This window comes from Streptomyces griseobrunneus (assembly GCF_046713465.1).
Lineage (GTDB): Bacteria > Actinomycetota > Actinomycetes > Streptomycetales > Streptomycetaceae > Streptomyces > Streptomyces microflavus.
Map to the genome: position 1 here is coordinate 6,730,842 of NZ_CP177080.1, position 13,549 is coordinate 6,744,390.

The window sequence follows — 13,549 nt, forward strand, 5'->3', positions numbered from 1 at the left end:
CGTCGAGCGGGGTCGCGCCATCAGCCAATCGGAAGCACGGGAAGAGATGTCGGCACCGAACAAGTCGTACGACCCAGTCGAGGTCGAGGCACTGAAACCGGAAGAGATCGAGCGCATGCGGGACGAGGCGTTCGCCGCCTTCGCCGCCGCCGGCGACCTCGACGCGCTCGCCCAGGCGAAGACCGCGCACACCGGAGGCACCTCGCCCCTGTCGCTCGCCAACCGCGAGATCGGCGCCCTGCCCCCGCAGGCCAAGGCCGAGGCGGGCAAGCGCGTGGGCCAGGCCCGCGGCGCCGTCTCCAAGGCACTGGCCGCCCGCCAGGCCGAGCTGGAGGCCGAGCGCGACGCCCGGGTGCTCGTAGAGGAGGCCGTGGATGTCACGCTGCCCTACGACCGCATCCCGGCCGGCGCCCGCCACCCGCTGACGACCATCATGGAGCGCGTCGCGGACGTCTTCGTGGCCATGGGCTACGAGATCGCCGAGGGCCCCGAGGTCGAGGCGGAGTGGTTCAACTTCGACGCCCTGAACTTCGTGCCCGACCACCCGGCCCGTCAGATGCAGGACACCTTCTTCGTCCAGGGCACCACGCCCGACGGGAAGGCGACCGAGGGCGACGAGTCCGGCGTCGTGCTGCGTACGCACACCTCCCCGGTCCAGGCCCGCTCGCTCCTGGAGCGCAAGCCCCCCGTCTACGTGGTCTGCCCCGGCCGGGTCTACCGCACCGACGAGCTGGACGCCACGCACACCCCGGTCTTCCACCAGATCGAGCTGCTCGCCGTCGACGAGGGCCTCACCATGGCCGACCTCAAGGGCACCCTCGACCACATGGTCCAGGCGCTCTTCGGACCGGACATGAAGACCCGGCTGCGGCCGAACTTCTTCCCGTTCACCGAGCCGTCCGCCGAGATGGACATGGTCTGCTACGTCTGCCGCGGCGAGTCCGTCGGCAACCCGGACCGCCCCTGCCGCACCTGCGGCAGCGAGGGCTGGATCGAGCTCGGCGGCTGCGGCATGGTCAACCCCAAGGTGCTCACCGCCTGCGGCGTCGACCCCCGGAAGTACAGCGGATTCGCCTTCGGGTTCGGCATCGAACGGATGCTGATGTTCCGCCACAACGTCGAAGACATGCGAGACATGGTCGAGGGTGACGTCCGGTTCACCCGGCCGTTCGGGATGGAGATCTGATGCGCGTCCCGCTTTCCTGGCTGCGGGAGTACGTCGACCTGCCGGCGACGGAGACCGGCCGTGACGTACAGGCCAAGCTCGTCTCCGTCGGCCTCGAGGTCGAGACCGTCGAGCAGATCGGTGCGGGCCTCAAGGGCCCCCTGGTCGTCGGCAAGGTCCTGACCATCGAGGAGCTGGAGGGGTTCAAGAAGCCCATCCGCTTCTGCACGGTCGACGTCGGCACCGCCAACGGCACCGGCGAACCGCAGGAGATCGTCTGCGGCGCCCGTAACTTCTCGGTCGGCGACAAGGTCGTCGTGGTCCTCCCGGGCGCGGTCCTGCCCGGCGACTTCGCCATCGCCGCCCGCAAGACGTACGGCAAGACCTCGCACGGCATGATCTGCTCCACCGACGAGCTCGGCATGGGCGACGACGGCACGCACGGCATCATCGTGCTGCCGCCGGAGCACGAGGTCGGCACCGACGCGATCGAGCTGCTCCAGCTCGTCGACGAGGTCCTCGACATCGCCGTCACCCCGGACCGCGGCTACTGCCTGTCGATGCGCGGTGTCGCCCGCGAGACCGCCACCGCGTACGGGCTGCCGCTGCGCGACCCGGCGCTCCTGGACGTCCCCGCGCCCAACGCGTACGGCTACCCGGTCAAGATCTCGGACCCGATCGGCTGCGACCGCTTCACCGCGCGCACCGTCACCGGTCTCCAGCCCGAGGCCCGCTCCCCGATCTGGATGCAGCGCCGCCTGCAGAAAGCCGGGATGCGGCCGATCTCGCTGGCCGTCGACATCACGAACTACGTGATGCTGGAGCTCGGCCAGCCGCTGCACGCCTACGACCGCACCCGGGTCGACGGGCCGATCGGCGTGCGCCGCGCCACCCAGGGCGAGAAGCTCACCACGCTGGACGGCACCGTGCGTGTGCTGGACGCCGAGGACCTGGTCATCACCGACAACCGCGGGCCGATCGGCCTCGCGGGCGTCATGGGCGGTGCCAACACCGAGATCGCCGACGCGGACGGCGAGCACGCGCTCACCACCGAGGTCGTCATCGAGGCCGCGCACTTCGACGCGATCTCGATCGCCCGCACCGCGCGCCGCCACAAGCTGTCCTCCGAGGCGTCCAAGCGCTTCGAGCGGGGCGTCGACCCGCAGGCCGCCGCCGCTGCCGCACAGCGCACGGTGGACCTGCTGGTCCTCCTCGCGGGAGGCACCGCCGAGGCCGGGGTCACCGAGATCACCTCGCCCCACGCGCCCCGCACCATCGCCATGCCGGCGAACCACCCCGACCGGGTGGCCGGTGTGGAGTACGGCCGGGAGACCGTCGTCCGCCGCCTCCAGGAGGTCGGCTGCGACGTCTACGGGCAGGACGAGCTGATCGTCACCGTCCCGTCCTGGCGGCCCGACCTCAACGAGCCGAACGACCTGGCCGAAGAGGTCATCCGGCTGGAGGGCTACGAGAACCTGCCCTCCACCCTGCCGACGCCCCCTTCCGGGCGCGGTCTCACCGACCGCCAGCGGCTGCACCGCCGCATCGGCCGGGTGCTGGCCGGAGCCGGGTACGTCGAGGCGCTGAGCTACCCGTTCATCGGTGACGCGGCCCTGGACCAGCTCGGCCTGGACAAGGACGACGAGCGCCGCCGTACGGTGAAGCTCGTCAACCCGATCTCCGACGAGGAGCCGGCGCTGCGCACCACGCTGCTGCCGGGCCTCCTCGGCGCACTGCGGCGCAACGACGGCCGCGGCAGCCACGACCTGGCGCTCTTCGAGACCGGTCTGGTCTTCCGGCCGACCGGTCAGGAGACGCCCGCCGTCCGGCTGCCCGTCGACCGCCGGCCCACCGATGAGGAGATCGCCTCTCTCGACGCGGCCCTGCCGCGTCAGCCGCGCCGTGCCGCCGTCGTCCTCGCGGGCGCCCGCGAGCAGGCCGGCTGGTGGGGCAAGGGCACCCCGGCGACCTGGGCGGACGCCGTCGAGGCGGCCCGGTCGATCGCCGCGGAGGCCGGTGTGGAGGTCATCGTCCGCGCCGACCAGCACGCCCCTTGGCACCCGGGCCGCTGCGCCGCGCTGTACGTCACCGTGAGAGGCGAGGAGACCCTCTTCGGACACGCGGGCGAACTCCACCCGCGCGTCATCAAGGCGCTCCACCTGCCCGAGCGGACCTGCGCCGCGGAGGTCGAGCTGGACGTCCTGGAGCGGGCCGTCGACGGAGCGCTCCAGGCACCCCGGATCTCCACCTTCCCGGTGGCGACCCAGGACGTCGCGCTCGTCGTCGCCGGGGACGTCCCGGCCGCCGACGTGGAGCGGGCGCTGCGCGAGGGCGCGGGTGAACTCCTCGAATCGCTGCGGCTGTTCGACGTCTTCACCGGCGAGCAGATCGGCGGGGGCAACAAGTCCCTGGCGTACGCGCTGCGCTTCCGCGCCGCCGACCGCACGCTGACCGTCGAGGAGGCCTCGGCCGCCCGGGACAGCGCGGTGGCCCTGGCCGCCGAGCGCACGGGCGCGGTGCTGCGCGGAGCGTAGTACGCATACGCGACAGCGTCGAGAAGGGGCGTATCCGGCCACCGGATACGCCCCTTCTCCTTCTCCCGCAGAGCGGCGGAGGGACCGCACGCGGACCGGACACGGAACCGGGAGGAAGCGCGGTTCCGGCCCCGACCCGCAGCCACCCTCCTTCTTCGTTGGGCAGTGGGTCGTGCGATCCGGCGCCGTCCGCACGGCCACGGAGTGTCGGGCAGGCCGGCGGTGCGGACGGCGCGGGTGCGGGTCGTCAACCGTTACGAGGGGGAGCCGACGACCCGGCCGCCTCTTGCGAGGAGCTCATTCAACCGAGCCCCGGTGGTGCGCGGCAGAGTGCACAGCAGGAGGGTTCGGGCATTCCGTTCACACCCCGTGTGAATCGTGCTCCACTAGGCTCATTGCGACACGCACTGGGGGGACGATGGAGCCGAATGTCCTGCTCGAATCCCTGATCGACGAGGCCGGGATGTCCCGGGCGGGGCTCGCCGGTCACATCAACCGGGCGGGCCGGGCCCGCGGCCTGAGTCTGCGGTACGAACACACCGCGGTCTCCCGCTGGCTGAAGGGGCAGCGCCCACGCGGTCAGGTGCCGGACCTCATCTGCGAGGTGCTGGGCGGCCGGCTGGGGCGCCCGGTCGCACTGGACGACATCGGTATGGGCATCTCCGGCGGTCACGACACCGGGACCGCACCGCACAGCGCCTCCCTCTCCGGCTTCGTCGAGCGGGCCACCGCGCTCTGGCGCTCCGACGAACAGCAGCGCCCCCACCTGGCCACCGTGCCCGCCGTCACCGGTACGACGGCGGTGATGCCGGTCTGGGAGTGGGAGAACCCGCCGGAGGACACCGACGTCTCCCGCCCGGGCCCCGCCCTGGTCAGCGCGGCCGACATAGAGACCCTCCGGTCCGCGCGCGACCACTACGAGCAGATGTACCGCAAGGCGGGCGGCATCGCGACCAGACCCCGGATCGTCCGCTTCCTCAACGCCGAGGCCGCACCCCTGCTGCGCGGCGGCCACAGCGACGCGCTCGGCCGCAGGCTGCACCGGGCGACGGCGGCACTGGTGGCGGTCGCCGGTATCTGCGCGTACGACTCCGACGCCCACGGCCTCGCCCAGCGCTACTTCCACCAGGCCCTGCGGCTCGCCAAGTCCAGCGGCGACCGCGCGCTCGGCGGCTATGTGATCGCCCTGCTCGTCACCCAGTCGCTCTTCCTCGGCGACCACCGCCGTTCCATCGCCTTCGCCGAGGCCGCGCTGCGGGCATCGGGCGGCCACATCACCCCGGCGCTCGCCGCCGATCTGCACGCCATGCAGGCCAAGGCGTACGCCCACCTCGGCGACGCGGCGGCCGCCCGCGCCTGCATCGGACGGGCCGAGGCCCAGGCGGGCCGGATCCACACCGGGCGGGAGCCGGACGAGACCGGATACGTCCAGCCGGGTCTGGTCGACGTCCAGGTGGCGGAGGCGCTGCTCAGCCTCGGGGATCTGCCCGCAGCACGGGAGCACGCGGCCTCCGCGGTGCGCGCCCCGGCGCACGACCGGGGGCGCGTGCACCGCCTCGCGATGCTCAGCCATATCGAGCTGCTCCAGGGCGAGCCGGACCGGGCGGCCGGTACGGCGGCCGAAATGGCCGAGCGGGCCCGGGGCATGGAGTCCCGGCGGCTGCGCGACCGGCTGCGCGAGGTCCGGCAGCAGCTCGCGGAGAGCGGCTGCGCCGATGCCGTACAGACGGCCGATCTGATCGGCGGGGCGCTCCGCGTGCCTCTGTGAGCTCCGCCGCGCACCCGCTGTTCATTCCGCTTCGCGGCCGACCCTGCTGGCATGTTGCCACCAACATGTCGAAAGGCGGCAGAACCGTGCAGTGGACGAACTTGAGTGAACAGAATGTGTATCAGAACCGTTGGTTCCGGGTGAACCTGGCGGATGTCGAGCTCCCCGACGGCAGCCATCTCGACCACTTCGTCATCCGGCTGCGGCCCGTCGCCGCGGCCACCGTCGTCAACGAGGCGGACGAGGTGCTGCTGCTCTGGCGCCACCGGTTCATCACCGACAGCTGGGGGTGGGAGCTGGCCGCGGGGGTCGTCGAGGACGGCGAGGACATCGCGGCGGCGGCGGCCCGCGAGATGGAGGAGGAGACCGGCTGGCGCCCCGGCCCGCTGCGCCCGCTGCTCACCGTGGAGCCCGCCAACGGCCTCACCGACGCCCGCCACCACCTCTACTGGGCGGAGGAGGCGCAGTACACGGGCCCTCCGCAGGACGCCTTCGAGTCCTCGCGCCGGGAGTGGATACCGCTGAAGCTGGTCCCGGACATGATCGCCCGGGGCGAGGTGCCCGCGGCGAACATGGCGGCCGCGCTGCTGATGCTGCACCACCTGAGGCTGGGCTGAGGCCTTTCCGGTACCTGAGCGCCTCGTACGCACGAGGAGCCGGCCCCGGGGTGTCCGGGACCGGCTCCACGAGGTGACGGGGGCGTCAGGCGTACGGGTAGAAGCCCGACCCCGTCTTGCGGCCGAGGCGGCCCGCGTCGACCATGCGCTGGAGCAGCGGGGGAGCGGCGTACAGCGGCTCCTTGTACTCGGCGTACAACTGGGCGGCGTTGCGCGTAGCCCTGTGACCTGCGGTTTCGTCGGTTGCGCGGCGGCTTTGGCGGCGCCAGGGACTTCTCGGGGACTTTCGATCCTGCATCACACGAGCCATGTGTCCATCGCGGCCAGCCCGCGCTTGCCTGCGTCAGGCATGAAGTGAGCGTAGTAGTCGAGCGTGACCTTCGGGGAGGAATGCCCCAGCCAGGTCGCCACGCTCACGATGGACTCGCCGGCTTCCAACTGCACGCTCGCGAAGGTGTGGCGCAGGACGTGGAACATGTCCGGCCGTGAGCGCTCGTAGATGGGGTGGAGGCGGACGCGGGAACCGTAACTCTCCGCCTTCTCGCCGACCTGGCGCAGGACCCCTGCGGCTACGAGAGCGGGCTTCCAGCTGCGCTCGTTCCAAGTACCGGGATTGATACGAAGCCCGTGGGAGGTGCTCAGCACGAGTCGCACGGTGATCGGCTTGCGCTGACGCTCTTCCAACTCGGTCTCCGGCGTCTCAGGATTACGCCACGGCAGGGTGCACTCGACCGGCGGGAAGAGCTGGAAGTGGAGCCGAACGCGGCGGGCGAGGTTCGGCGGAAGGGGAACATCACGGGTCTTTCGGCCCTTGGGGAGGCAGAAGTACGGCCTCCCTTTCCCGTCCCAGCGGAGCTGGCGCCGTATGTGGACCACCTCCGCCCCGTAGTCGAAGTCCTCTTCCGCGAGGCCGAGCGCCTCGCCTTGGCGAACTCCGAGTGCGAGCCCGAGGTCCACGGCGATTCGGTACCGCTCCTGTAGTCCGTCCCGCACCACGTCGACCGTGGTTCGAGACCACGCTTTCGCCTTCCTGCCGACCGGCTTGGGCCGCTTGATCGATCGGTGGGCAGCGACGGGGCTCTTCAGCAGGCGCTTGTCATCAACTGCGGCATTCAGGATGGTGGTGAGGTGTATCCATATGATCTCGGCAGAAGACTCCTCGACTCGAGAGAGCAGGTCGGCCCTGAACCGGCGAAGGGCCGAGGCGTCGATCTCGCGCAGAGGATACGAGCCGAGCAGGGGAATCAGGTGGTTCCAGATCCGGCTCCGCATGGGGCCCGCAGTTGACGGCTCATCCGTTCGACTGGGCCACCAGTGGTCGGTGATGTAATCGGCGAGCAAGATGGCACCATTCCGTGGGTCGACGAAGTCGCCCCTGCTGGAGTCCGTCTGAGCCTCAGCGAGCCAGCGCTTGGCGTCTTCGCTTGTGTTGAAGGACCTGTCCTGGATACCAGGAATGCCCTTGACTCGGTACCGCTTCCCCTTCCCCCAAATGGAAGTATGCTCTCGCTTGCCGGTCGCCTTGTCCGGCCTCTTCTTGAGCCAACGATCCTCGATGTAGCCCGCCATGGGGCCTCCTGCCTGCGCGAATAATGCGTTCCGAGTGCTTGGCGTGTTGGGAACGCTTCTTCGCGACAGGTCATATCCCGCTGTGGCAGTCGGAATTGATGTCGGGTTGATGTCGATGCTCTGTGCTGCCGTGGACGTCACGATGTGCGAAGCAGCGGCTTGCGGTTCAGTGGATTCAAGGCAGGATTCGATCGAGAATCTGTCCTTTCTTGCCGGTCTACCCACTCGTCAAGCGCGGAAATCCTATACATCACGCGTCGGCCCATCTGGAAGCTGGGCGGCCCTTGTCGGCGATGGCGCCACACGTAAAGGGTGTTGGGAGAGATACCGAGATAGACCGCTGCCTTGTGCAACGTGAGGAATGCCATTTCGGGCATGTATTGATCAGAAACTCATGGGGTTCTCGTCCAGGACGTAGCGGACGTGCGGGCCGCCGAAGTAGTCGCGGATGATGTGTGGCTGACGTTGTCGGCGGTGGAAGAACCTTCGGGTTTCGGCGGCGAGTTCGGCCTGGTTCCTGGCCCGGTGGGTGTGGGGCAGGCTGCGTTTCAGGTCGGCGTTGACCAGCTCGTCGGGGTTCAGTTCGGGTGAGTACGAGGGCAGGAAGTGCAGCTCGATCCGGTCCTGGTGGTCGGCGAGCCAGGCCCGGACGGTCTTCGAGCGGTGGGCCGGGTGCCGGTCGACGATCAGGTGGACCTTGTGGTCGAAGTGCCCGACGAGCCGGGAGAGGAAGCGGCACATCACCTTCGCGTCGAACGACTCGGTGAAGACCATGAAGTGCATCCGGCCGCGGGTGCTGATCGCGGACATCGCGTTCACGGAGAACCGGTTCCCGGTCCGGCGGACGATGGGGGTGGAGCCTTTGGCGCCCCAGGTGCGGCCGGTGACCTGGTCCGAGCGGATCCCGACCTGGTCACCGAAGAGAACCTCGGCGTTCTCCGCCTTCGCCCTGGCCCGGATCGCCGGCCAGGTCTCCTCGCGCCAGACGCGGACCGCTTCCGTATCCTGCTCGACCGCCCGCTTGTCCGGACGCTGGAAGGTCAGCCCCCAGCGCCTGAGGTACTTGCCCACCCCGGGCTCGGTGAACCGGACCCCGTACAGCTTGAAGATCAGCTCGCCTATTTGCCCCCGCGTCCACAGCTGACCCGAAAGCCCCAGGTCAGAGGGGATGTGATCGAGGACAGTCTGCCGCACAGCGGCCTGCTCGGCCTCGGACAGGACCTGGTGCTCGCCCGCGCGGCGGCCTCGCGGGCGGGACAGCAGTGCGTCCCGGCCACCGGCCCGCCACCTCACCCACCAGTTGTCCACGGCCTTGACCGACACCTTGAACAGGGCGGCGACCTCCACCCGGTCCCGGCCCTCCATCAACGCGGAAACCGCCAGCTACCGCACAGCTTCCTGCGCGTTCGGCGACCACGTCCGCGCGTCCCCCACCAGATCACTCACACACCATCAACGAGCCTGAACTCAAAGCGTTTCGGATCAATAGTGGCCGTTCGTGCTGCTGGGCAGCGCCGTGTCCCATCGCCATCCGTGCCGGGATCCGGACCACCGGCAGCCGCGCCAACACGACGTTCGACTTGGCGCGGTAGATGGCCGCCGCCGGAGATGCGTACAGCGGGTGCGGGTGCGGGATTTGAAGAACGAAGGCTGGGTTCGCTAAGGCTCTCTTTCGTCCGCGTCGTTGGAGATGCCCCGCAGCGACAGAAATGGACCTGACAAGACAGCGGCCGAATGAGCCGAAGCACGCTAGGTGTCACCGGCCGAGGCGGATGAGCTGGCGGACGGGAGCGATCGAAGCAGTCTGGTTGTCACCAGTGAGGCACGCGGCTTGTCACACATACCCATTCCGAGTACGTCCCGGCCGTCACCGCGCTGACCGAACATTGGTATCCGAAGGTCGTCGGGGTTGCGTGAAGGTGGCTTCGAGCGCGTTGAGTTCGGCGAGCCAGCGGGTGGGAAGTTCGTCGATGCCGGACAGGCTGGGATCGGCGACGACGGCCAGGTGCGCCGTTCCGGCGTATTCGCCCAGGCAGACCGACAGGTGGTGTCCTGCGGGCAGGAACATCAGCGGTAGCAAGGCCTCGATGCTACGGCCGTCGAGTTCGAGGGGATGTGCGGGACCGGGGACATGGGTGGCCACCATAGTGGTGCGCCGCGGGTGCAGGATTCGTGCCAGGGCTCTGCCATGCCAGCGCGAGGGCAGGACGTCAAACAGAACATCCGCGTCGGGATCGCGGCGGCTGGTCAGGATGTTCGCGGTGGCCAGGTGTGTGGCGGCCAGGCGCTCGGCGGCGGTGGGCATGTGGCAGGGCAGGACGACGGGGACGCCGCGGTGGAAGTTGCCCAACTCGGTGCTCGTACTGCTGCGCCGGGTGTTGAGAGGGACTATCGCCCGCACGGTGCCAGTGGCACGGTCGGGCAGACCGGGGCGCAGGGCGCCGGCGAGGGCGGCCAGGTAGACGTCGTTGAGGCTGGTGCCGGCCGCCCGCGCGATGGCCTTGATGCGGGGCAGCGGAGTGTGAACCCACAGGCGCCTGGGTGGGCCGGTGGGGGCCTGGCCGCGCGTGGGGCCGAGGCTGATGGTGCGCGCGGGCAGCGCGAGGCCGGCGACCGCGCGTACCAGGGCTCGCACGCGTCCTGTCGTCCAGGAGGGTGAGGGCGCAGGAGGCGTGCGGCGGTGCGGGAGGCGGGGTTCCCGCACCGCGGCGAGCATGATCCCAATCAGGGACATGCCGTCCAGGAGGCCGTGGTGGGCGCGAAGGAGCAGGGCGAACTCGTTGTCGCGGTGGCCGTGGAGCAGGGTCATGCCCCAGGAGACGTCCGCCAGCGGATGGGCGCAGACGCGCTCGATCGCCGCGTGCAGCGCGACGTCACCGCCGTGCGCGCGCAGCGCGACCTCCTGGAGGTGCTCGGCGGGCTCCGCCCGGCCCCCCGCGTTCGCGCCCCGGGGGCGGGCCCGGTCGCGCAGCGGCGGGTGGGCCGCCCGGACCAAGTCGATCAACGCGCGCAGCTCGGCGGTCGAAGGGGCGGGGCCGGCGATGACAGCAACCCCGCCGATCTCCATGCTCGCGTGCGGGTGTGCTGCCGCGTAGTCGAACCAGCGTTCGCCCGCCGTGGCCGCGTCGTCATGGTCGTGCACGGTGTTCTCCGCTGAAGGTCGTTCGCGTGGTGAGGATGTGGGTCATGGGCTGTGTGCCCAGGGGCGCGTCATGTCCCGGGATACGGCATCGACGGGGGGCCGATGCGGCCGGATCCCATGTGCTGACGTCCAGGGTCCGCGGCCTGCCAGGGCATGGCGCTGACGGGCACGTTTCCTGGTTACCGGGCGCCTACCGGGGTCGTCGGCGTCGTTTCGGATGACGCGGGCCGGTCGTCGGGGATCGAGGCGGCGACCTCGCGCACCAGCGCCCAGGCGTTGCGTACGGACGTCTGGGACGCCAGGCGCGAGCCCAGGGCCGCGCGCAGGATGTAGCGGCCGTCCACGGTGGTGGGGGTCACCAGGATCCGGTGGGTGGCGTCGAGCTCGGTACGCAGGCGCTCGGTTCGGACGTTGTCGCCGGCGAGGCGGAAACACACCAGTCCGAGTGAGTGCGAGACCAGTTCGAAGCCGGGGCTCTCCCGGACCAGACCGGCCAACAGCGCGGCGTGGGAGAGCTGTTCGCGGATGTGCGCGCGCAGGCCGTCGACGCCGTGGGTGCGCAGGACGAACCACAGCTTCAGGGCGCGGAAGGGGTGCATGAGCGGCACTTGCCAGTCCCGGAAGTCGGTGACGTCACCCGAGTCGCTGGCCTGGTTGCGCAGGAAAGCCGGGCGGATGTCCATGGCGGCGGTGAGGCTGTGGCGGTCGGCCACCCACATGGCGTCGCAGGGCGGCCCGGTGAGCAGCCACTTGTGGCAGTTCACGGCGTAGGAGTCGGCGTGCTCGACACCCTCGTTGATCGAGCGGTTCTCCGGGCAGATGGCCGCCGACCCGGCGTAGGCGGCGTCCACGTGCAGCCAGGCCCCGAACTCCCGGCATACGGCAGCGATGTCGGCGACCGGGTCGATGGCACAGGTGCCCGTGGTGCCGACCGAGGCGACCACGATCGCGGGAACGACGCCCGCGGCGCGATCGGCTGCCAGTCGCTCGCGCAGGGCGCGGGGGTCCATCTCGCAGGTGCCCGCCCTGGTGGGGATCAGGGTCGGTTCCCCCAGACCGGCGATGCGCGAGGCCTTGGGGACGCAGGAGTTCGCCTGGTCGGTGCAGTACAGCCTGTAGCGCCCCTCGGTGCCGTGCTCGCGCCAGCGCCCACCCGAGGCCCGGTACAGGGCGGCGACCAGAGCCACCAGTACCGCCGATGAAGCGGAGTCCTGCAGGACCCCGCCGCCGTCCCCGGTGCTGAGGAACCGCTCCGGCAGGCCCAGCGCGACCGCGAGATGGTCCAGGACCGCCTCCTCGAGTTCGGTGGCGGCCGGGCCCGTGGACCACATCATGTGCTGGACCGCCAGGCCGGAGGCCAAAAGCTCGCCCACCACCGACGCCGGGCTGGTCTGCGTCGGGTAGTAGCCGAGAAACGAAGGATGCTGCCAGTGCACGAGACCGGGCAACACCACACGCTGTACATCGGCCAAGACGTCCCGGATCGGCTCGCCGTGCACCGGTACGCAGTCGGGCAGCATCGCGCGTACGTCCCCGGGGCGAAGGTCCGGCGTCACCGGCAGGCGTTCCTCTCGCAGGTCCTCCCAGTAGCCCTCAAGGATCGCGGCGACCTCGCCGATTGCGCTGCGAAACGAATCATCACCAAGAGTCACTGACATGCCGGGTAACGTACCGCATAAAAACTAATGAAATGGCCCAGATGACAAGCGAATCCGTGCTGTGGCTCGCTCCGCCGCAGCACTTGCCCCACAGCCTGGCGGCCCTGCGCGAAGCCACGAACCGGCGTGACCGTCACCACACACCGCCCGACCACCGTCGAATCCCCGAACGAGATTCCCGCGAAGCCGTGTTCGACGAATACTTCGCGGTCTCACGCTGTGCCTGCGCCCCCGCCCCCCTGCTGATCGACGCCCTCGACGACACCCTCGCCACAGTGCGGGCCCTCTCCCGCCACCCGGACGGATCTTCGACGGAGCCCGACCTCGATCTCGCCGCACACGCGGCCGGGCTGGACTTGCGAACGGACAACCGCGAGCCCCGGACGCAGGCCACGGTGCGCCAACGCTGGATTCAGGGACACCGACTGTTCTTCGCCCTCACCCAGGCGACCGTCGTCGCCCTGCGGCACGCCCTTCGCGCTCCCTCGCCCGCAGGTTCCGCCCTCGGCCTTGAAAGCGCCGCTCACTTCCTGCGCGCCAGCGCGTCCGCCCTGCGCATCACCGCGTCCTTCGACGCACAGGACTACCACGACACCGTCCGGCCTTCGATGGCCCCACCGCAGGCTCCCCGAGGATTCTCCGGCCTGTGGTCGGCCGATCACCGCGTCCTGGTGCAGAGCCTGCGCGAGTGGGGTCTGGCCGCACCGGCGAAGTCCTCCACCCTGCGCCCCGCCCACAGGCGCCTGGTCGAGGTCCTGTCGGATGTGCACCACGCCCACGTGGGCGTCTGCTCGCGCTTCGTCGGCTCCGGACCCTCCCTGCTCCGCGGCGCGGAACCGGGGGTGCAGGTTCTGGACCGCCTGTGCCAGCGGCGCCGCACCGACTTGGACGCCGCGCCCGCCGCCAGGCCGACCCAACTGCCCGACACCCGCAACGAAAACCTCACCCTTCACCACTGAACGCACCCTTGACGTGCCCGGAACGGGCCGGGAAATCCGGCTCGGTCCGGCTGCTTCGGCAGCCTTCCGGCCACAAGCAACAGCACTGCTGCGCGGGTTGCTCGTTAGTGCGGGCATGCCAGTACGCGGAGAGAACG

The 13,549-nt window shown here is 70.2% G+C and carries 10 protein-coding genes and 1 pseudogene; 5 read left to right on the forward strand and 6 right to left on the reverse strand.

All coding sequences use genetic code 11. The features are described 5' to 3' along the window. Nucleotides 1-46: 46 nt before the first annotated feature. From pheS to ACK8N7_RS30680, 4 genes are all read left to right on the forward strand, one after another. Entirely contained in the window at nucleotides 47-1,186 is a 1,140-nt protein-coding gene (pheS, locus tag ACK8N7_RS30665; protein WP_403212021.1) for a phenylalanine--tRNA ligase subunit alpha, read from the forward strand. After that, nucleotides 1,186-3,699: a phenylalanine--tRNA ligase subunit beta gene (gene pheT, locus ACK8N7_RS30670; protein ID WP_403212023.1), complete on the forward strand. Its 2,514-nt coding sequence runs from the start codon at nucleotides 1,186-1,188 to the stop codon at nucleotides 3,697-3,699. Before pheS ends, pheT begins: the two co-directional genes overlap by 1 nt. Before the next feature lie 418 nt (nucleotides 3,700-4,117). Next, nucleotides 4,118-5,467, forward strand: coding sequence for an NsdA family TPR-like regulatory protein (locus tag ACK8N7_RS30675; RefSeq protein WP_403212025.1), 1,350 nt, complete (start codon nucleotides 4,118-4,120; stop codon nucleotides 5,465-5,467). A gap of 86 nt (nucleotides 5,468-5,553) precedes the next feature. After that, complete coding sequence (locus tag ACK8N7_RS30680) at nucleotides 5,554-6,084, forward strand: NUDIX domain-containing protein (RefSeq protein ID WP_403212027.1); 531 nt, start codon at nucleotides 5,554-5,556, stop codon at nucleotides 6,082-6,084. An 85-nt stretch (nucleotides 6,085-6,169) separates the two neighbouring features. Here ACK8N7_RS30680 and ACK8N7_RS30685 read toward each other — a convergent pair. From ACK8N7_RS30685 to ACK8N7_RS30710, 6 genes and pseudogenes are all read right to left on the reverse strand, one after another. Beyond that, a pseudogene (locus tag ACK8N7_RS30685) lies at nucleotides 6,170-6,292 on the reverse strand (3-hydroxyacyl-CoA dehydrogenase family protein); the annotation flags it as partial. 89 nt (nucleotides 6,293-6,381) lie between these two features. After that, nucleotides 6,382-7,653, reverse strand: a complete 1,272-nt coding sequence (locus ACK8N7_RS30690; RefSeq protein ID WP_500444607.1) for a tyrosine-type recombinase/integrase — start codon at nucleotides 7,651-7,653, stop codon at nucleotides 6,382-6,384. Nucleotides 7,654-7,790: 137 nt separating this feature from the next. Further along, complete coding sequence (locus ACK8N7_RS30695) at nucleotides 7,791-8,030, reverse strand: helix-turn-helix transcriptional regulator (protein ID WP_403212031.1); 240 nt, start codon at nucleotides 8,028-8,030, stop codon at nucleotides 7,791-7,793. A gap of 7 nt (nucleotides 8,031-8,037) precedes the next feature. Next, a complete protein-coding gene (locus ACK8N7_RS30700; RefSeq protein WP_500444608.1) occupies nucleotides 8,038-9,018 on the reverse strand; it encodes an IS630 family transposase in 981 nt (326 codons plus the stop codon). Between the two features lie 502 nt (nucleotides 9,019-9,520). After that, the gene (locus ACK8N7_RS30705) at nucleotides 9,521-10,795 is read right to left on the reverse strand and encodes a wax ester/triacylglycerol synthase domain-containing protein (RefSeq protein WP_500444609.1); all 1,275 of its coding nucleotides are present in this window, start codon (nucleotides 10,793-10,795) and stop codon (nucleotides 9,521-9,523) included. Nucleotides 10,796-10,974: 179 nt separating this feature from the next. Next, nucleotides 10,975-12,453 carry a pyridoxal phosphate-dependent decarboxylase family protein gene (locus tag ACK8N7_RS30710; RefSeq protein ID WP_403212036.1) on the reverse strand — a complete coding sequence of 493 codons (1,479 nt, stop codon included), beginning with the start codon at nucleotides 12,451-12,453 and terminating at the stop codon, nucleotides 10,975-10,977. A gap of 41 nt (nucleotides 12,454-12,494) precedes the next feature. Between ACK8N7_RS30710 and ACK8N7_RS30715 the strand changes: the two genes are divergently transcribed. Continuing rightward, nucleotides 12,495-13,412, forward strand: coding sequence for a 3-methyl-L-tyrosine peroxygenase-related protein (locus ACK8N7_RS30715; RefSeq protein WP_403212038.1), 918 nt, complete (start codon nucleotides 12,495-12,497; stop codon nucleotides 13,410-13,412). The last annotated feature ends 137 nt before the right edge of the window (nucleotides 13,413-13,549 follow it).

Bases quoted from the DNA above. Each gene is read 5' to 3' on its own strand.
- pheS (WP_403212021.1), top strand. From the start codon at position 47: ATGTCGGCACCGAACAAGTCGTACGACCCAGTCGAGGTCGAGGCACTG.
- pheT (WP_403212023.1), top strand. From the start codon at position 1,186: ATGCGCGTCCCGCTTTCCTGGCTGCGGGAGTACGTCGACCTGCCGGCG.
- ACK8N7_RS30675 (WP_403212025.1), top strand. From the start codon at position 4,118: ATGGAGCCGAATGTCCTGCTCGAATCCCTGATCGACGAGGCCGGGATG.
- ACK8N7_RS30690 (WP_500444607.1), bottom strand. From the start codon at position 7,653: ATGGCGGGCTACATCGAGGATCGTTGGCTCAAGAAGAGGCCGGACAAG.
- ACK8N7_RS30695 (WP_403212031.1), bottom strand. From the start codon at position 8,030: ATGCCCGAAATGGCATTCCTCACGTTGCACAAGGCAGCGGTCTATCTC.
- ACK8N7_RS30700 (WP_500444608.1), bottom strand. From the start codon at position 9,018: ATGGAGGGCCGGGACCGGGTGGAGGTCGCCGCCCTGTTCAAGGTGTCG.
- ACK8N7_RS30710 (WP_403212036.1), bottom strand. From the start codon at position 12,453: ATGTCAGTGACTCTTGGTGATGATTCGTTTCGCAGCGCAATCGGCGAG.
- ACK8N7_RS30715 (WP_403212038.1), top strand. From the start codon at position 12,495: ATGACAAGCGAATCCGTGCTGTGGCTCGCTCCGCCGCAGCACTTGCCC.